This is a genomic window from Aquimarina sp. AU119, assembly GCF_900312735.1.
In the GTDB taxonomy this organism is placed as follows: domain Bacteria; phylum Bacteroidota; class Bacteroidia; order Flavobacteriales; family Flavobacteriaceae; genus Aquimarina; species Aquimarina algiphila.
This window is the reverse complement of sequence record NZ_OMPF01000013.1, coordinates 496,987-517,392: the sequence shown is the minus strand read 5'-3', so window position 1 is coordinate 517,392 and position 20,406 is coordinate 496,987. Positions and strand designations below refer to the sequence as shown.

General features: G+C 33.6%; 16 protein-coding genes. 5 read left to right on the top strand and 11 right to left on the bottom strand.

Features of this window, described 5'->3' with window-relative positions:
• Positions 1–69: 69 nt before the first annotated feature.
• The 5 genes from DK442_RS10765 to DK442_RS10745 form a co-directional block, all read right to left on the bottom strand.
• A complete protein-coding gene (locus DK442_RS10765) occupies positions 70–498 on the bottom strand; it encodes an arsenate reductase ArsC (RefSeq protein ID WP_109435925.1) in 429 nt (142 codons plus the stop codon).
• A gap of 70 nt (positions 499–568) precedes the next feature.
• Positions 569–1,066, bottom strand: coding sequence for a GNAT family N-acetyltransferase (locus tag DK442_RS10760; protein ID WP_109435865.1), 498 nt, complete (start codon positions 1,064–1,066; stop codon positions 569–571).
• Positions 1,066–1,551 (bottom strand): DUF6428 family protein, encoded by a 486-nt coding sequence (locus tag DK442_RS10755; protein ID WP_109435924.1) that lies wholly within the window; start codon positions 1,549–1,551, stop codon positions 1,066–1,068. Before DK442_RS10755 ends, DK442_RS10760 begins: the two co-directional genes overlap by 1 nt.
• A gap of 20 nt (positions 1,552–1,571) precedes the next feature.
• A complete protein-coding gene (locus tag DK442_RS10750; protein WP_109435864.1) occupies positions 1,572–1,895 on the bottom strand; it encodes a helix-turn-helix transcriptional regulator in 324 nt (107 codons plus the stop codon).
• Positions 1,896–1,989: 94 nt separating this feature from the next.
• Positions 1,990–2,340, bottom strand: coding sequence for a TM2 domain-containing protein (locus DK442_RS10745; protein ID WP_109435863.1), 351 nt, complete (start codon positions 2,338–2,340; stop codon positions 1,990–1,992).
• Positions 2,341–2,548: 208 nt separating this feature from the next.
• On the opposite strand from DK442_RS10745, the gene DK442_RS10740 reads away from it, so the two are divergent.
• On the top strand, positions 2,549–2,971 hold the full coding sequence (locus DK442_RS10740; protein WP_109435862.1) for a hypothetical protein: 423 nt from the start codon (positions 2,549–2,551) through the stop codon (positions 2,969–2,971).
• Positions 2,972–3,080: 109 nt separating this feature from the next.
• Here the strand turns inward: DK442_RS10740 and DK442_RS10735 are convergent, their stop codons facing one another.
• The 6 genes from DK442_RS10735 to DK442_RS10710 all read right to left on the bottom strand — a co-directional run bounded on the left by DK442_RS10735 (position 3,081) and on the right by DK442_RS10710 (position 6,638).
• Positions 3,081–3,464, bottom strand: a complete 384-nt coding sequence (locus tag DK442_RS10735; RefSeq protein WP_109435861.1) for a VOC family protein — start codon at positions 3,462–3,464, stop codon at positions 3,081–3,083.
• Positions 3,465–3,474: 10 nt separating this feature from the next.
• Positions 3,475–3,933 (bottom strand): DUF1801 domain-containing protein, encoded by a 459-nt coding sequence (locus DK442_RS10730; RefSeq protein ID WP_109435860.1) that lies wholly within the window; start codon positions 3,931–3,933, stop codon positions 3,475–3,477.
• Positions 3,934–3,947: 14 nt separating this feature from the next.
• The gene (locus tag DK442_RS10725) at positions 3,948–4,469 is read right to left on the bottom strand and encodes a DUF4199 domain-containing protein (RefSeq protein WP_109435859.1); all 522 of its coding nucleotides are present in this window, start codon (positions 4,467–4,469) and stop codon (positions 3,948–3,950) included.
• 103 nt (positions 4,470–4,572) lie between these two features.
• Complete coding sequence (locus DK442_RS28820) at positions 4,573–4,989, bottom strand: response regulator transcription factor (RefSeq protein ID WP_109435923.1); 417 nt, start codon at positions 4,987–4,989, stop codon at positions 4,573–4,575.
• Positions 4,990–5,040: 51 nt separating this feature from the next.
• Positions 5,041–5,658, bottom strand: coding sequence for a hypothetical protein (locus DK442_RS10715; RefSeq protein WP_109435858.1), 618 nt, complete (start codon positions 5,656–5,658; stop codon positions 5,041–5,043).
• The gene (locus tag DK442_RS10710) at positions 5,652–6,638 is read right to left on the bottom strand and encodes a 2-hydroxyacid dehydrogenase (protein ID WP_109435857.1); all 987 of its coding nucleotides are present in this window, start codon (positions 6,636–6,638) and stop codon (positions 5,652–5,654) included. The genes DK442_RS10715 and DK442_RS10710 overlap by 7 nt, the downstream gene beginning before the upstream one ends.
• A gap of 230 nt (positions 6,639–6,868) precedes the next feature.
• On the opposite strand from DK442_RS10710, the gene DK442_RS10705 reads away from it, so the two are divergent.
• From DK442_RS10705 to DK442_RS10690, 4 genes are all read left to right on the top strand, one after another.
• Positions 6,869–8,710 carry a T9SS type A sorting domain-containing protein gene (locus DK442_RS10705; RefSeq protein WP_109435856.1) on the top strand — a complete coding sequence of 614 codons (1,842 nt, stop codon included), beginning with the start codon at positions 6,869–6,871 and terminating at the stop codon, positions 8,708–8,710.
• A gap of 291 nt (positions 8,711–9,001) precedes the next feature.
• On the top strand, positions 9,002–10,681 hold the full coding sequence (locus tag DK442_RS10700) for a tetratricopeptide repeat protein (RefSeq protein WP_109435855.1): 1,680 nt from the start codon (positions 9,002–9,004) through the stop codon (positions 10,679–10,681).
• 164 nt (positions 10,682–10,845) lie between these two features.
• Complete coding sequence (locus tag DK442_RS10695; protein ID WP_109435854.1) at positions 10,846–13,791, top strand: T9SS type A sorting domain-containing protein; 2,946 nt, start codon at positions 10,846–10,848, stop codon at positions 13,789–13,791.
• Positions 13,792–13,974: 183 nt separating this feature from the next.
• Positions 13,975–20,370 (top strand): immunoglobulin-like domain-containing protein, encoded by a 6,396-nt coding sequence (locus DK442_RS10690; RefSeq protein ID WP_109435853.1) that lies wholly within the window; start codon positions 13,975–13,977, stop codon positions 20,368–20,370.
• Positions 20,371–20,406 lie beyond the last annotated feature (36 nt).

The following is a 20,406-nucleotide window of genomic DNA, read 5'->3' as shown; positions in this document are numbered from 1 at the left end:
AAAACAATAGAAAACCTCATAGTATCCAACTCTAAGGCACTATGAGGTTTTTAATATATAAAAGACTTTCTAAGATACCGTTTCTAATATGTTTTTTTCTACGAAATCTTTACAGTATTCTTTAATTTGATTTCGGGTCTTTGTAAAAGCAGCATGAATTTCCTCTTCTGTGCCTTCTACTTTGGATGGATCAAAGAAATTGTAATGTAGCCGTTCTGCTTTCCCGGGAAAAAAGGGACATCTTTCTTTGGCGTTATCGCATACGGTAAGGATGAACTCAAATTTTGTGTCCAAATACTCATTAAGATTATTAGAAGTGTGATTTGAGATGTCTATACCATCTTCTTTCATTATTGCTATTGCTTTTGGGTTTACTCCATGAGTTTCTACTCCGGCACTATAGATAGTGGCTTTACCCTTTGCAAAATGTTTAAGATATCCTTCTGCCATTTGACTTCTGCAGGAGTTTCCTGTACATAATACTAAAATGTTTTTCATTGTTGTCATTTTTAATGATTTTCTCACTGTATTGATATAGCTAAGTAAGAAGATCTGTGGTGTTTTGTGGTTATATAATTATTTTACTTCTGCGTTCTAAAATGGTATTATCATACCAGGTTGTATCCAGTTTTGCTATTTTTTCTCTGTATCCTATTTCTCTAAATCCTAAAGATTTATGTAAAGCAATACTAGCCTTATTTATACTAAAAATCCCAGCTTGTAATGTCCAGAATCCTGCTTGTTCGCTTTCTGCAATTAACCTGGATAAAAGTAATGTACCTATTCCTAATCTTCTGTATTTTGAGGTTATATAAATGCTAACTTCTGCCACACCTTTATATACTTCTCGTTTTGAAACAGGAGCTAATGCTGCCCAACCTGCAACAGAATTTTTGACCATAGCTTTAATTCTACACGATGTAAAATGAGAGGCATCCCATTGTTCCCAGGTTGGTAATTGAGTCTCAAAAGTAGCTATCCCTGTATCGATTCCTTCTTTGTAAATTTCAGAAATTACGGACCAGTCTTTTTGAGTAAAATATTCTATTTGGATACTTTCACTCATTAGCAACATCCGCTACCAGGAGCACAAGAAGTTGCTTCTGCTTCACTAGTTTCTGGAACTCCACAAGTTTCTTTAGCCTTGCAGTCAGTAGGGTTTACAGCAAGCTTAACGATGAGTTGCCCTTCTTTAATCTCGGTACTTGTAATGTGCAGTTGTGCAGTATGGAATCTTGAATTTCCATATTCTATTTTTACTGTGGCATCCATTTCATAGGCTTTCATTTCACCTACTTTTCTTAATATTCCCAAAGCTTTGTATGCACTCATATAATTAGGTTTTCCCAATTCACTGGGACTTTCCCAAAGTTGGATTATAGTTTCTTTCCAGGAGTCAGTACCTGCTCCACAGTCGACTGCATCTATAGTAATGTGTTTAACTTCTGTGATATGATAGTTAGTACCTACCAGCATTCCTGGGCTATATTCAAATAACAATGATTTATCCTGGTGCTCTGCCAATACGGTTATAAAGTCTGATGTATTCATATTTTTATAATTAATTAGATTTAACAACAATTCATTTTTGTGGTATTAAAAAATGAATTAAGATTTTTTTGTAGGGTATTCCATCGATCAATATCAATACAATAGCACATACTTTTGCCTTCAATTTCACCTTTAAGCAATCCTATACTTTTTAATTCTTTTAGATGTTGAGATATAGTTGCTTGAGCTAAACCTATTTCTTCCACCAAATCATTGCAAATGCAAGCATTTTGTTTGCTTATATATTGAAGAATAGCTATACGAGCGGGATGACCAAGTATTTTGAATAGTTGTGCTAACTCATTTTGTCGCTGATCAAATATTTGTGTCTTGGTTATTCCCATAGCATTGATATTATTATATCGCAATATTACGATAATAAAGTGAAATAAAAAAACCGGAAAATTATTTTCCGGTTTTTTTAACAATGATTATATTTTAGAACCAAGGTTTTCTTCCTACCTGATAAGTTTGATAAAATTCATCATCAGATTTAGTAAGGTAAATAATACCTTCTATTAATCCAATGAAAGAACCAATACCACAGGTAACAAAAGTGATAACAATCTGTATTATTCCTTCTTTAGTATATCCAAGGTAGAATTTATGAATACCTAAAGATCCAATAATAATTGCAAGAATTCCAGCTATCATTTTCTTGTTTTCTTCAGAATTGATAACTTCTTTTGCTCCATCGGCAAAATCATTAGCTGCATCTTTTACAGTTTCTGCTGCTTCTTCGGCACCTTTCTTTATATCGTCGCCTAAGTTGTTGTTTTCTTCGCTCATAATTGTTTAAAAATGATTAATTTATTTGGAGAAAATTACAAAAAATATTGACTAAACATCAGAAGATCACGAATAATATTTATACTATTGGTTTTTGTTATATAACCTTGCTTGATTATCATAAATTTTGATAATTGGTATTTATTGCTATATTTGATAAAACAACTTTGAATAAAAAACAAATACTAACCCTCTAAATTTTAAAACTATGATATGGGGAATCTCATTAATCGTATTAAGTATTCTTGCAGTACCATCGTTATTATTATCTAAAAAACCAAACGCTAAAGAGCTTTTAGAAAAAATCGAACCATATCAAGGCTGGATTGGGCTTGTGTTCTGTTTTTGGGGCATATGGGGAATTATTTCTGCCATTTTAAGCATAGGATTGCTTGGATCATTTCCGATTTGGTGGATAACTTGGCTTGCAGGAAATGTTGTTTCTGCAATATTAGGATTTATGCTTGGATTTGGATTAATAAGTAAATATTTTTTATCTAAAAGTGAAGAAGCGAAGGAAAAAGCAAACCAGCTTCGAGAGAAATTAGCTCCAAAACTTGGTAAACTAGGAATTTTAGGACTCATAGTTGGCGGCTGGATGATAGTAGCTTCACTTTTGTTTGCAGGATAATATTATTTTGTCAAGATTATAATAAGTATAGAATAAAAATATATTCTATATATTTAAATTAAATATGAAAAGGTTGGCCGTAAAGCCAACCTTTTTTATTAAAAGCTATTTATAAAAATGCTTTGTCAACAGGCTCCCAAAGCTCTATTTTATTCCCTTCAGGATCTACAATCCATCCAAATTTTCCATATTCATATTCCTCTACCTTATCAATAACAGTTACACCTTCATTTTTAAGAGTTTCAAGAAGTTCAGTTAAGTTTTCCACCCTGAAATTCATCATAAATTCTTTTTCACTGGGAGCAAAATAGGCAGTGTCATCTTTAAAAGGACTCCATTGAGTCGAGCAATCATTACCTTGTTTATCTTTCCACCAGAATGTACAACCATAGTCATCGGTATTAAAACCAAGATGATCTCTATACCATTCTTTTGTTTTTTTTGGATCGGCTGTCTTAAAAAATATCCCTCCTATTCCTGTTACTCGTTTCATAGTTATATTGTTATTTGTTTTTTACTTTAGATTCATACATAGTAATCCATTCCTGTGGAGTCATTTTGGTTGCTAATTCTCCGATCAATTTCATCGGAATCTGATCTATTTTTTTGAAACGGATGCAACTTTTACCCATATCTAATTTTGTTTTTACATATTTGGGGTATTCGCCAACAAACCAGTTCATTAATTCGGGATTTGCATAAATGCCGCTATGATAGACCGCTATAAAGTTCTTTTGAGAAGCAATATTCATGAATGGTAATGGTAACTTAGGATCGCAATGATATCCATCGGGGTATAATTGATGAGGCACAACATAACCAATCATTTTATAACTGATCACTTCAGAAAAACCTTTGGGAAGATTTTCTTTAATCACCTTCCTAAGATTTTGCATGACCTCTTTTCTTTCTTCAGGAATAAGATCGATATATTCATCAGGTGTTTTGGCTTCGTATTGCATGTATTTTGATTTTTTTAGTTACTTCTTGTAGGTTTACGTTGAAGAATAAGTGCAGAGATTAATGAAATGATAAATCCAACAATCATGACGGTAGCAAACATAAGAAAGAAGTTCATAAATATGTTAGAGAATAATTCTTTTTGAGATTCTAACTCTGCTAGTTTTATTTTAAATTCGGCTTCTGGCAGAGAAGTTTTCATTTGTTCGACATAGTGCGCATAATATTCTGCCATAAAATCTGGATTGATATACTTTACATAAATCACATCTAGTATTCCAAATGCTAAGGCAGCAATTAAAGTAATAAGTACACCAATCAATAAAGCTCTTCCAAAAGCTACTATGCCATTATTTTCTTTATCCCGATAATGTTTTATACCAAAAAACACAAAGAGTAAGGACACGACCATACCCAAATAGCCTATTACTTCTTGGATAGAATAATCCAAACCTTGCCCTAAAAACCATCCTGCAAGTGCTAAAGCGCAAATAGAAATGGCACTTCGTATTCCGTAGCGAATAATTATGTTTTTCATTTTAATATGTAGTTAAATGTTTGATTCAAAAGTAGATCCGAATCTTAAAAAAACACTCATACTAAAGTATGAAATTCATACTATATACCTGGTATAAGGTATTTTAATATGGTATGATTTTAAGTTCTTTAGCTTTTTGTATCGCCTGTGTTCTTCGTTTAGCATCCAATTTTACTAATACATTAGAAACATGAGTTTTTATAGTGCTTTCTGAAACAAAAAGCTTTTTAGCAATTTCTTTATTGGATAATCCAGAAGCTATTTCACATAATACTTCATATTCTCGTTTACTTAAACCAAGAGTTTCGATTTTTTTATGATCTATCTCCTGAGGTTTAAGTTTTTCTTTGTGTAATACTCTTCTGTTTATAAGTATACCAATAACAAAGAAGATAATAGCAATAATGGCAATTATGGTTTCTACAGAAGAATTTCCTGTAATAATACTGTATTTGCTTAACTGAAATAGTGCTAGCAATGCGATTACAAGAGCGGTAAAAATAAAAATAGTTTTCCTCACTTTATAAATGTAATAAAACTGAAATTGAGTTGAAGTATTTTTAAACAATCTCTAGGAAAGAAAATCAATTTCTTGCCTAAGGTTTTCTTTGGCCCGGAGTTCGAATTTATGATAAAAATAATCGGTTTTAAAAATAACAGGCATAGCAATGAAGTGATTTAAAACTTTGATTCGCCCTTTATTATACATGAAATCAGGATAGTACTTATATTCTTTACGTACATTTTTAAAATAGACCTGATAATTTTCCCAATCGCTACCTAATATAGAAAGGTCAGCATCGGTAAAGTAGTTGATATCACTATTTTTAGAAATATTATGTCCTTTGGTGGCTAAGATGATTTCTTTGCAGAGGAGACTTCGATGTTTATCAATTGACAAAGCATGTAGTATTTCTACTGCCTTCTTAGCACTTTGTGCTTCATTATCCTGTTTTAACGCATTGTAGATATAATCATGATAAAACAAAGCAAATATAACCATGTCCCAGTCTTTGATTTCGTTTTTGACTTCAGTCAGGTTATGATAAAGATGTTCGAGATGAGAGAGATTATGATAGTGTCTGTTCCTTTTACTATGGTACTTTACAACATCACTCCATAAGGATTTGATATAATCAACATCCTTTGTGTAGTTGGATAGTAATGTTATAAATACTTCTTTTAACAAAATTCAGTTTTGATTTTATCTACTATGGTTTGTGCTAATTTCTCTTTGGATTCAACAGTCCAACCGGCGACATGAGGACTTAGGATTATATTGTCCATTTTTAACAATGCAGAAAAAGCATCTGGCATCTCGACAGAGCCTTTGCTGAGCGAAGACGAAGTGCTTGATGTAACCTCTTTTTTTGAAGTAAATAAATTTTCAAAAGAAGATTTTTCATATTCTAAAACATCTAATCCAGCTCCCAATACCTTTCCTTCTTCTATACTTTTAACCAGATCTTCGGTCACTACACTTTTTCCTCGAGCGGTATTGATAAGCCAAAATGGTTTTTTGAATTTGTTGATGAATGTTTTATTAATCATTCCAATAGTCTTTGGAGTTTCTGGAGTATGTAGACTTAAAACATCAGTCTTTTCAAAAAGCTCTTGTAGTTCTACTTGCATTGCATTACTATCCTCTACATCGTCTAGAATGTCATAACAAATAACTTCTACATTAAATCCACGTAGCTTTTTGGCAAAGGCTCTACCCATATTTCCATATCCAATAATACCAACTGTTTTTCCATCTAATTCGATACCTCGATGTTTTTCACGTAACCATTGTCCGTTTCGTACACTTTGATCAGCAATATTCATTTTGTTGAATAGCGACAAAATCATACCTAATGCATGCTCACCAACAGCATTACGATTCCCTTCTGGAGCATTAAATAGTTTGATTCCTCGTTCCTGAGCGTATTGGATATCGATGTTTTCAAGACCAGCGCCAACACGACCAATAAATTTTAAGTTTTCTGCCTTATTTAAAAATGTTTTATCGATGGCAAAACGACTACGAATAATGATACCCTCATAAAGAGATATATTATCTTCAATTTCTGTTTTAGTCGATGTATAATCTTCATCATTTTCAAAACCAGCTGCCGCAAGTTGATTTAATAGTAAAGGATGATTAGTATCCAAGTGAAGGATTTTCATATCTATGGTATTGACATCAAAAATAAGGATTAAACCTCAATTTGTATATTAAAAATACCTCAAATCAAATGGTAATAATTACGTAGGGCTACTAATATTATAAGATATATCCTATATGTACTTTTGTGCACATAAACTGATTGAAAAACAGCATATTTAACAGTATTAATTTTTGTTAAAGAAAAGTTAATAGGTACTTTCGCAGCTTTAAAAAACAAACCCTTATACATATGATTAAAAAATTACTTACCGGAATAATTTTTATATTTTTTTCTACTACAGCATTTTCACAGTTCTTTACTTCTGATGTGATTGTGCAAGGTTCGATGCAAATTGGAGGTAGTGCTCAAAATGGGCACAATTTTGGCTTCAATACTTTTGTCATGAGTGAGGATAACCTTAGAATGTATTTTGATGATACCTCAGGAAGCGCTTCTTTTCCATCAAATGATTGGCGTTTTACTTTTAATGATAGTGGTAATGGTGGTAGCAATTACTTTTCAATAGATGATGCTACCGGGGGGAAAGTACCTTTTAGAATAGATGCAGGAGCACCTAACAATGCTTTGCGTATCGCAGATGATGGAAATATTGGTATAGGAACCAATGACCCAGGAAGCATCGAACTTAATATTTTAGATAATGACACTCCTACGATACGTTTGGCGCAGAATGGAGGTTTTGGAATTCAATCCTGGGATGTAGCGGGAAATGAAACTAATTTTTTTGTGCGAGATGTAACAAATGGGAGTAAATTACCTTTTAAAATTCAACCCAATACACCTACAAATACATTTGCGATAGGTAAGAATGGAAATATTGGTGTCGGTTTTGGAGGAGGATCATTTCCTAATATAAATGCGAATGCCTCTATACATATGAAAGCTACCAATAAAGGGCTTTTAATTAATAGTATGACTACTGCACAACGTACAACGTTTTCTGCTAGTTTGGATGCAGACGAAAATGGAATGATGGTGTATGACAATGAAGAAAACAAATTATACTTATGGAATGGCACGGCATGGGTAACCGATACCGATGCCCAGGATTTGGATCTTACGGATAATACATTGAGCTTAACCAGTGATGGAACTACAGTAGATCTTGCCAAATATCTGGATAATACTGATGCTCAAACGATAGATACGTTTCGATTGAACAGTAATGATCTCGAGATATCTCTGGAAAACGATGGTGTAGCTGTTCAAAAGGTTGATCTTTCCGGGTATTTAGACAATACCGATGCTCAGGATCTTGATTTATCAGGAAATACCTTGAGCCTAACTAATGATGGTACAACAGTAGATCTTGCCAAATATTTGGATAACACAGATAGCCAAGAACTTTCATTGACCACAAATACCTTGGGTATTTCTGGAGGAACAAATACTATTGACTTATCGAATTATCTCGATAATACAGATGATCAAACGCTTACACTAAGCAATACTACTTTGAGTATTTCTGGAGGAAATAATATAGATTTATCTGTTTTACAAGATGGCACAGGAACTGATGATCAGACATTAGATTTATCTTTAAATGTGTTAAGCATATCAAATGGGAATGCAGTAGACCTTTCTTCATATGTAAATACCGATAACCAGGATTTAACATCTGCAACGTTAAGTGGCACTGATCTTACTATCAACATCGAAAATGGAAACGCAGTCACCGTAGATTTATCTTCGATATTGACCCCATTGCAAGACGAAAATGAAGCACAACAAACACAAATAGATGACTTGATAAGCCGTCTTGAAGCTTTAGAACAAAGTATAACAAGTGAAGATACTTCGACAAAATCTAATATGCCTGTGTTATATCAAAATATTCCTAACCCATTTAATAGTACCTCTAGGATTAAGTATTACTTACCAGATAGTATTACTAATGCTTCTGTAGTATTTAGTGATATGACAGGTAAGGTGTTTTCTACGATATCATTAAAACAAACTGGTGATGGAGAATTATATATTAATAGTGATGGCTTAGCTAGTGGGACTTATTTCTACACACTATATGTTGGAAGCCAAAAGATAGATACCAAGAAAATGGTTATAGAGTAAACGTCTATCGATTAAGATATTAATATCAAAAATCACCCAATTAATCGGGTGATTTTTGGTTATATATTATTGTGTTCTTTTAGTACTCATCTTCATTGTCATCACCGGCATCATCGGTGTTTTGTTCTTGCAAAACAGTTAGAGAATCAGAACTTCTGTTTCCTCCATAAATGGTATTAATTTCAATTTTTCATCACATTTGTTTATAAAGTTTATCTAAATATAAAGAATAAAATAAAGTGCTAATATGTAACCGATTCATCCAGTTATTTTAAATTAGTAAGTTTGTTGATGATGAAACGCTATTTACCCTTTCTACTCTTTTTAATATCATGCTACTTTTATCCACAAGAAGCTGATACCACGTTGGTCAGGTTAGAAAAAGAACTAAAACTTGCATCTACAAGATCTGATAGCATAAACGCAATGTTGATGTTAGGAGAAATTCAATATGATAGGGATTTTAGCATTACAGAACAGATTATTGATAAAGCATTGGAGCTAATAGGTCTAAAAAATGATAGCATTAGTCAACAACAATTAGCAAAAGCCTATGTTGTAAAAGGAGTTGTACATAGACGAGAAGCTGATTATCCTAAAGCCCTGGAGTATTATCTTAAAGCCCAGAAGATTTATAAAAGTCAAAATGATTCTTTGCACATTTCTGATGTATATCATAATATGGGGATGGTATACCGATACCAGAAAGCCCATGATAAGTCCATTGATCTGTATAAAAAGGCTATTACTATAAAAACACAGTTAAAAGATACACATGGTATTGCTGCAGGATACAATATGATGGGAGTTTCATACCGTCAAACCAAAAGAATAGATTCGGCATTAATTTGCTATGATAAAGCAAAAGGGTTATTTAACGCTATTAGCAGTGTAGATGATGTGCAACGGGTAAATAATAATATGGTAGCGGTGTATAGAGATAAAGGGAACTATGACGAAGCACTTCGATTAGCTTCGGAAAATATTAGATATGCAAAACGACTTAAGAAAAAGTTTTCTTTATGTACTGCTTATTATAATGTATCTACTATTTACAAAAGAAAAAAAGAGTTTAATAAGGGGGTTAAATATGCAGATTCCTCCTTGATGATTGCACAAGCAGAAGGTTTTAGAGAACGTATTGCCAAAGCATATCTTCGGAAAAGTTTTTTGAATCATCTTCAAGGGAATTATAAAGATGCATATTTTGATTATAGAACATTTAATCGACATTCAGATTCGATTTTCAATATTGAAAATATAAAGAAAATACAAGCATTAGAATTAAGCCATAAATTTAATCAGGAAAAATTAGCAGATAGTTTAGTATTTGCACAAGAAAAACGAGAAGTAGCTTTATTGGCAGAAACTGAAGCTTCAAAAAAGTGGTTATATCTGGCGTTGCTTTTAATAGCTTTAATAGCCGCTTTAATAATAGGGTTTTTAGTAAGAAGAAATTACCAAAACAAAGCCCGAATTTTGACCGAAAAGCTTGAAAAAGAAAAAGTGCAAAAAGAATTATTAGAGACAAAAGTAAAAGCCAATGAAGAAGAAACTAAACGACTGATTGCTGATAACAGTATGCGTTTAGAGTTTAAACAAGAGTTATTAGACCGATTAAAAAATGAAATAGCACCAGAAGCTTCAAATACAGTGAAAGAAGCAATTAATTCTCTGACTTCAGAGCTACAGGTGCAGATTAAGACCGAAGGAAAATTATCGGGACTACAATCTAAAATTGAAGAAGTCAATAAAGGTTTTGATACTAAGCTTCGAGATTTATATCCATCACTTACTAAAACTGAACGTGAAATGTGTGCATTGCTTCGCCTCAATTTATCTATCAAGGAGATTATGATCGCTCGTAATGCTTCATTAGATTCAGTGAAATCTACACGTTATCGAATACGTAAAAAACTAGGGCTTTCCTCTGGGGAAGAACTCGAAAAATTCATTCAAAATATTAGCTGATTTTTATACGTATCCCCACGTATATTTGCTTAAAAACAAGGGTTTGCCACTTTTTGCCACCGTTAAAATTATCTTAAATAAGAATTGCTTTTTATATTTGTGGCAGTTTAAAAATCACATAGTTTTTTGGTTTTTAGACTACTATAAATGTAAAAGCCCCTTATATGAAAATAAAATTACTATGGAGTATTGCTACCTTGTTCTTTTTAGGTAGCATTTTTGTACAAGCACAAACCTTAAACGAAACCTTAGGAACCGGATCTGGTGTAAGCATTACAACCGGAGATTATAATACCATGTATGGAGATAGTACAGGAACTGCACTAAATAGTGGTAGTCAGACCACCTTTGTTGGTTTTGGAGCAGGAAAGAATAATACAACTAGTCAAAATACATTTATTGGGTATTATGCCGGACATGATAATGTAAATGGAGATGATAATGTTTTTATTGGCTTTGAAGCAGGCGCTGTAACAAATAGAAGTGCTAGTAGTTCTTTTAATGGTAGTGACAATACTTTTATTGGAACAGAATCTGGAGAGGATAATACCACAGGCTATGACAATACGTTTGTAGGAGAAGAATCAGGGCAAAACAATACTACAGGATATGAAAATGTATTTATAGGTGAAGATGCCGGGTTTGATTTTACAACAGGTTACGAAAATACATTCATTGGACATCGAGCGGGTTCTGGAGACTCATTCAGAGAAGGAACCGGATACAAAAACACAGGAGTTGGTAATGTATCTCTGGAAGATTTAAGAGAAGGACATCATAATACGGCTGTAGGAGATTCATCAGGAGTTGATATAGGCAATGGGATTTATAATACGATGATTGGAGCTGCGGCTGGAGTGGCGACAGAAGAAGCCGATTTCAATACATTTATAGGTGCTATGGCGGGTTGGGATAATAATAGAACCAATAATACCACAGATGCAAATAGAAATACATATGTGGGGTATTTGTCAGGAGCTTCTAATCGAGAAGGACAGGATAATGCTGGATTCGGAGCTTTTTCTGGCTATGGAAGAGCCCAAAGAACTACTGCTGGTGGAGAAGGATATACGTATTTTGGTGGGGATACAAGAAGATACAGAACCACATTTTTTGGGTCTCAAGCCATTGCTGCCCAAAATGATGTGATTACCATGGGATATTATTCCTATAATGAAGGACAATATGCCATTGGAATCGGTAATCAAGGAGACATGCAAAATGCAGTTGGAGCGATAGGAATGGGATATCAATTTGGTACTACCGATAATTCTGATTATTCTGTAGGGATAGGATATCAAGCTAATATTGCACAATCCAATGCGATTGGTATTGGCCGATCTGTAGATGTAGATAATTCCGAAGCTATTGCGATTGGGGCCAATGCAGTAGCGCAAAACAATGGTGCTATTGTAATTGGAACTGGGGCTGCTTCTAATGATCTGATTGATAATACTGATGGAGACCCAGATGCTACAAAAAATATTGCAATAGGATATAATGCAGTTGTGAGCGGTAATAATGCTATTGCTATAGGAAGTGGAGCAACAGCAGCAAATGATAACACTATGATACTAGGCGGGGCTGCCAATCCCGTGCAAGTTGGAATCGGTACCGATACTCCTAATACATATGCATCCTTAGACTTAACAGGAACCAATAAAGGGTTATTCGTAAATAGAATGACAACCGTACAACGAACGGCACTAGAACCAAGATTTCCAACACAGCCATCATCTAGGGGGATTAGAGAATCAGAAGCTGGTTTATTAGTATATGATACGGATGAAAAGTTATTATATACTTGGAACGGTACTGAGTGGTCGGCTGCTATTGCAGATAATTTAGGAGATCACACGGCTACCACTATGCTTAATATGGGAGATAATGTAATACGTTTTGATCCTGGAGAAGATAATGGAATAGAATTTAACGGTCGTAGTACATATAAAATTTCATATGGTTTTGGTGCTAATTATAATTATGGACCCGTTACAAGAGCAAGTATTAAAACCTCTATGAGTACAAATACTGCTAGTGGTTGGACATGGGGTACTCCCAGTGCTCCACCCGTAGCCGCAATAAGTACAGAAGGAAAAATGCAAATTGCGAATAGCCTTAATATTGCTGGAGCTTACGAATTTCCTATTGTAGATGGTACTGCTAATCAAGTGCTGACTACTGATAGTGCGGGTGCATTAACCTGGTCTACACAAATTGATAACCAAGAGCTTTCATTAGCATCAAACACATTAAGTATAACTGGTAATGCTACTTCGGTTGACCTTTCAGGATACCTGGATAATACCGATAATCAAGATTTAAGTTTGTCTTCAAACACGCTTAGCTTAACCAATGATGCATCTTCAGTAGACTTATCCAGATACTTGGATAATACTGATGCACAGGATTTAGATTTATCTGGAAATACATTGAGTCTGACGAATGATAACACCGCGGTAGACCTTTCATCGTATTTAGATAATACCGATAGTCAAACCTTAACGCTTACTAATAATAACTTAAGTATCTCTGGTGGAAATACCATAGACCTTTCGACCTATGTAAATTCTGATCAACAGGATTTAACATTGGCTACCCTAAATGATACTAATCTTACGATCGAAATAGAAAACGGAGCCTCGGTTACTGTGGATTTAGCTCCTATAGTTTCTTCGCTGGAAACCAATCTTATTGATGCACAAAATGAGATTTCGGATTTAGAAGAGGAAAACAGTACACAACAAGCAGAGATTGATGAACAAAGATCTCAAATTAATGACTTAATAAATAGAATAGAAGCTTTAGAGAGTTGCGCCTGTGATACGAATAGTAGTATTAATAAAGGAAACTCTCCTATATTGTATCAAAACATTCCTAATCCTTTTAATGGCACTACCTCGATTAAGTATTATTTACCAGACGGTATCAACAATGCTTCAGTTGTATTTAGCAACTCAATAGGACAATTGGTGTCTACAGTTGCCATTAAGGACAATGGAGACGGTGAACTTCATATTAATAGTGAAGGGTTAGCTGCAGGAACATATTTCTATACCTTATATGTGGGTAGTCGAAAAATTGATACCAAAAAAATGGTGATAGAGTAGATTAATCATCCTTGATCATCATATACGTATCCCCACGTATATTTGCTTAAAAACAAGGGTTTGCCACTTTTTGCCACTGTTAAAATTATCTTAAAATTAAATAATTATAGTATCATTGCCCAAAATTTAAGAGCTGCAAAATGAATGTAGGTTTTAATTGCTATAAACGTAAAAGCCCCTTATATGAAAAGAAAACTACTCCTAACTTTTTTCTTGTTATTTGGTTATGTCATAGTTGCACAGGAAACTTTTGTTCCAGATAATAATTTTGAAAATTATTTAGAAACGCATGATGCTGATGGAAATGTAGTTTCTGTTGGTGATGCCACGAGCATGGGGAATGGAATTGCCAATGATAATACGGTATATACATCTAGGATAGAAAATGTTACTGATTTGGATATTTCTAGGTTAACGGTTAGTGATGCCACAGGAATTGAAGGTTTTATAGCATTAGAAAATTTTAGATGTTTTGAAAACCCATTATCTGATATAGACCTTTCTCAAAACGTAGCATTACTTACCATAGATATAGGCAAAAACAATCTTACTAGTTTAGACCTTTCTACAAATACTGCACTAACTTCTGTAAGTTGTAGTCGAAACCAAATTACAAGTTTGGATGTATCACAAAATACACTTTTAGAAACTTTGGGCTGTAGTAACAACCTAATTAACAGTTTAGACGTTTCCAATAATACTGCGTTAAAAAAATTATCTTGTTATAGCAACCCCTTAGGGAGTCTAGATGTAACAAAAAACCTACTATTAGAAGACCTGGATTGTGTGGATACAGGTCTTACCGTTTTAGATGTAACTCAAAATCCAGAACTGTTAGAACTACAAGCCTATGAGAACTCGCTTACAAGCTTGGATCTAAGTAAAAATGTAAAACTGGTCGAACTGTTTATAGAAGATAACCAAATTACGAGTTTAGATGTTTCAAAAAACACAGTTCTAGAAGATTTATCTTGCACATACAATGCATTAACTTATCTCAATATCAGAAACGGGAATAATGCAAATTTAAACCCTAGCGATTTTGACATTCGCAATAATCCAGGATTAACATGTGTATCAGTAGATGATGTAACATATGCTAATACAACATTTACCAGAAAAGATGTTCAAACTGAATATAAACTGTTTTGTTCAGAAACCTATGTACCTGATGATAATTTCGAAAATTATTTAGAAACACATAACGAATTTGGTACAGTAGTGCCTGTTGGTGACCCAACTAGTTTAGGTAATGGTATTGCCGATGATAATTACGTAGGAACAGAAAGAATACAAAATGACACTGTTTTGGATCTTAGTAATCAAGGAATTACTGAATTTACAGGGTTGGAAGGTTTCGCAAATGTAGAAAGATTGTATACAAATAGCAATACAATTTCCAACTTAGATCTTACAGGAAATACAAAACTAATTGAAGTAAGCTGCCAGTCCATGGGACTTACCAGTTTAAATATTTCAGGATTAACTTCATTAGAAATAGTAAGAGCTAGAGATAACAATTTATCAATGATAGATGTAAGTTCTAATGTAGCATTACATACCTTAAATTTAGATGATAATAATTTTAGCAACATAGATTTAAGCGCAAATGCTGCATTAATTGATTTTAGAATAAGAGAAAATTCAATAAATACCTTAAATATTTCTAATAATATCAATTTAAGAAGTTTATATGTAGATGATAATTCACTATCCACTCTAGATGTATCAAATAATACGCTAATAGAAACATTACGATGTGGAGGAAATCAATTTACAACCATTGATATAGGTTTACTTACTAATCTTGATAGTTTTTCTATAGAAGATACACCAACACTTACAGCATTAGATATAACTAATAACGCTAATCTTGAAGATATCGATGTAAGCAACACATCATTATCTGTTTTAGATATTACGAATCAAATTAGCCTGGTAGAACTTTATACAAACAATACTGCAATTAGTACTTTGGATTTTAGCAGAAGTCCAGATATTGAATATGTAGAATGCCAAAATGGTCAGCTCACCTCATTAAACTTTAAAAATGGAAATAATAATAGTGGGATGGAAGTCTATGCTACTGGAAATCCGAATTTAGTATGTATACAAGTTGATGATCCAACTGCTAGTTATTTAAGTAGTAGCAGCTGGGAAAAAGATGCTACAGCTAGTTTTAGTGATGATTGTAACTGGACTTATGTGCCAGATGATAATTTCGAGAACTATTTAGAAACGCATGACGCTGATAATAATTTTGTTTCTGTAGGAAATCCAACCAGTATGGGTAACGGAATTGCAAATGATAATTATGTGAAGACTGCTAATATTGAAAATGTAATGAGTCTATTTATTGCTTTTCAGGGAGTTACGGATATCACAGGTCTAGAGGATTTTTCAGCTTTACAAACATTATTTATGTTTAATAATACATTAACTGATACTAATTTAGATCTTACCAACAATACCAATTTATCAAGAATAGATGGAGGAGATATGGGCTTAACAAGTATTAATGTAACAGGATTAACTGCCTTAGAGCATTTGGATATTCCTCGTAATGATATTACTACAGTTGATATTTCTACAAATACAGCTTTAAAAACATTAATTCTTTCCTCGAATGATCTATCCGGATTAGATGTTAGTAATAATCTTTTATTAGAGGATTTACAAATTCATGAAACAACATTAAGTAGTATCGATCTTAGTGTTAATGTGAACTTAACAAGAATCTTAGCTTCTTTAAATCAATTTGCATCGCTAAATACTCAAAATAATATATTACTTGAAACTTTAAATTTATCTAGAAATCCATTAACTTCTTATGATGTAAGTCACTTATCAAATCTTCAAGATTTAAGTTTTGATGAAACCAATATTACTTCGATTGATATTAGTCAAAATACAAGTTTAGTAGAGTTTAATGCAAGAGATATCGATGAACTAGCGGAGTTAAATGCAAGAAATGGAAATAATAACAACTTTACTGAATTTAGGGTAACGGGTTGTCCTAATTTGACCTGTATAGAGGTAGATGATCCAACGGCTGGGTATTTATCAAGTTGGGAAAAGGATACTACTGCAAATTTTGCTGAATATTGTCGATTCACAACCATCCCGGATGATAATTTTGAAGCTTATTTAGAAACACATAACGAGTTTGGAGGAAGTGTAGCTTTAGGAAGTGCAAACAGCTTGGGTAACGGAATTATTGACGACAATCTAGTACCTACAGCAAAAATTGAAACTCTTCAATTATTAACACCCAGAAATGAAGGTATCCAAGACTTTACAGGAATAGAAGATTTTGTGAGTTTAATTCGATTTTGGATTGACGAAAACTCATTAACAGATACGAGTTTAGACCTAACCAATAATACATTATTAGAAAGTGTAACTGCGGAGAATACAGGATTGACCAGTATTAATATTGCAGGATTAACGGTATTAGAAAGCTTAGCTGCAGCAAATAATAGTCTTACCAGTTTGGACATCTCAACCAATACTGCTTTACGATTTTTGGATGTAGCAGATAATAGCCTCACAAACTTGGATATAAGTGCTAATGATTTAACGAGTCTAACGGTTACGAACAATAACTTAGGAACTATAGATGTAACTAATCAAGCTAATTTGACATCTTTATATTGTGAAAATACCAGGATTACTGCACTAAATATTCAAAACAATCCATTGCTAGAAAATCTGGAATGTGGTAGTAATGGATTAAGTTCGCTGGATGTAACTCATCTTACCGATTTATTTTATTTGTCTTTTAACGATACGAATATTGCAAATATCGATCTAAGTAACAATGCCAATTTAAGTAGACTGGAATGCGATGATACACCGGTTACCTATTTAGATTTAGTAAAACAGAGCACACTCGATAACTTATCCTGTAAAAATGCACAACTTGCAGGCTTGAATTTAAGAAGTGGAAATAATGCAGATTTAGATAATGTAGATGTTACTGGTAATCCAGACTTGACTTGTATCGAGGTAGATGATCCAACTGCTCCAGTAATAGCGGGGTGGTTAAAAGATGCTACAGCAAGCTATGCAGAATTCTGTAGATTAACCTATGTGCCTGATGATGCTTTTGAAACTTTCTTAGAAAATCAAGGGTTTGGTAACGGAGTGATTGATGATTATGTATATACTGCCTTAGTTGAGGTTTCAGAAGGATTTAATCTGCATAATGGATTGGTTGCAGATATGACGGGTATCGAAGATTTTAGAGATATGTGGTTCTTAGGATGCCGTAACAATACTAATTTAACAAGTATAGACTTAAGTAATAATACTAAACTGAGTGTAATTACTTTAGCCAATAACAACTTAGCAAGTTTAGATTTAACAAATAATGTACTTCTAGAACAAGTATACCTCGACGATAATGCTAATTTAGGAGATGTAGATATTTCTGAACTTACTGCTCTAACTAATTTAAGCGTATCTAATACAGGTATTAATTCTATAAATATTTCTAACAATCCATTGTTAAGACAGTTAATCTTAAATGATAATAATTTTACAGAGTTAGACATTTCTGCATACCCAAGCATTGTACAATTACGTGTTGCTAATAACCAATTAACTTCGCTAAATGTTGCGAACGGAAATAATGATAATTTCACTTGGTTTGATGCTTTAGGAAATCCTGATTTAACATGTATTAAAGCTGATAAAGTAGTTCAGTTATATCCAGATATTTGGCAAATGGATGCTACGGCGAGTTTTGCGATTTATTGTGATTTAACCTATATCGCAGATGCCAATTTTGAAAATTACTTAGAAACTCATGATGCCGACGGTAATGTAGTTGCTCTTGGTGATGCATCTAGTATGGGGAATGGGATTGCAAATGATAATCAGGTGTATACTGAAAAAATAAATAACGTAGTTGATTTAGATATAAGTAGTCTTGATATTTCAGATGTAACAGGAATTGAAGGCTTTGCTGCTCTAGAATCATTAAATGTAGATTACAACGATTTAAATTCGTTAGACCTAAGCGGTAATACGAGCCTAAGAATTTTGGATGCTGCAGAAAACGATTTGATTTCACTAGATTTATCTGGATATACGGCCCTTGAAGAAGTGCAGCTGAGATCTAATTCTTTAACCAGTTTATTGGTTGATAATAACCCTAATCTCAAAAAATTAAAAGCAGGAAAAAATGGTTTAACTTCTTTAGATGTTAGCTCATGTGTGCAATTAGAAGAACTTGCTGTTCATCAAAATCTACTCGAATCTTTAGATGTCAGAAATGGAAACAATAGTTTAATTACTGATTTCTTTGTACTATATAACGATAACCTTACATGTATTCAGGTAGATGATCCTACTGCAGCGTATTTAAGTAGTTGGGAAAAAGATGATATTGCCAGTTTTAATGATGATTGTATAGTTCCTGTTATCACCTTAACCGGAGCTAATCCACAGACTGTGGAATTGGGTACGGCATATACTGAGTTAGGAGCTACTGCGGATGATGGAAGTACCGTATTGATCGATGCGTCATCTGTAAATACAAACCTGTTAGGTCAATACACGGTTACCTATGATGCTACCGATGCATCGGGTAATATAGCAGTACAAGTAACCAGAACCGTTGATGTAGTAGATACCAATGTACCTTTAATCACCTTAACAGGAGATAACCCACAAGAGATAGCCTTAGGATCAAGTTATACAGAATTAGGAGCCACTACCGATGATGGAAGTGCAGTGATCATTGATGCCACCGATTTTGTAGATGCTGTAGGAAGCTATACAATTCGCTACAACGCTACCGATGCTTCGGGCAACGCTGCTGTTGAGGTGACCCGAACAGTCAATGTAGTAGATAACTGTCCGTTAGTAAGCTTGCCAACCGATAATTTTACCATTATTACATCTGGTGAAACCTGTACCGATAAAAATAATGGGATGATTAATATCCTTGCTGCTACTGCATTAGAGTATACCACTACGATTAACGGTACAGATTACAGTTTTACGTCATCTTTAGAAGTGGAAGACCTAGCCCCTGGTATATATTCGATTTGTATTGGAGTAAATGGTTTTACGAATTGTGAACAGTGTTTTGAAGTAGTGATCGCAGATGCCGAGAACTTAGCAGGAAAAACAGAGTTAATTACCGAAGAGAGAACGGCAAAAGTAAATGTTGAAGTAACCACTGGTACTGCACCCTATACGGTAAAAATCAATAATGAGATAATAGGAGAATATACAGTAAAGAACTTCATTGTCGATGTACAACATGGTGATGAGGTAGAGGTTTCTTCAAGTGTAGATTGCGAAGGGGAATTATCAACTAAAGTGAATTTGATCAATAGGCTAAGCATCGCACCAAACCCAACTCAGGGAGATGTTACACTTTTTATCCCAAATATTGAAGTAAATCGTATACGAATATCCTTATACAATGTCCTTGGAGTCCAGGTTTCTTATAAAGAATATAAGATTACATCAGGACAAGTAGTAGTCCCTATGGAGGAATTACCGCAAGGGATCTATTTGATCACGATTAACGAAGGGAAAGCATTTAAAATCATAAAACAATAAAGAGATAAACCTTATACACTATCAAATATAAATATG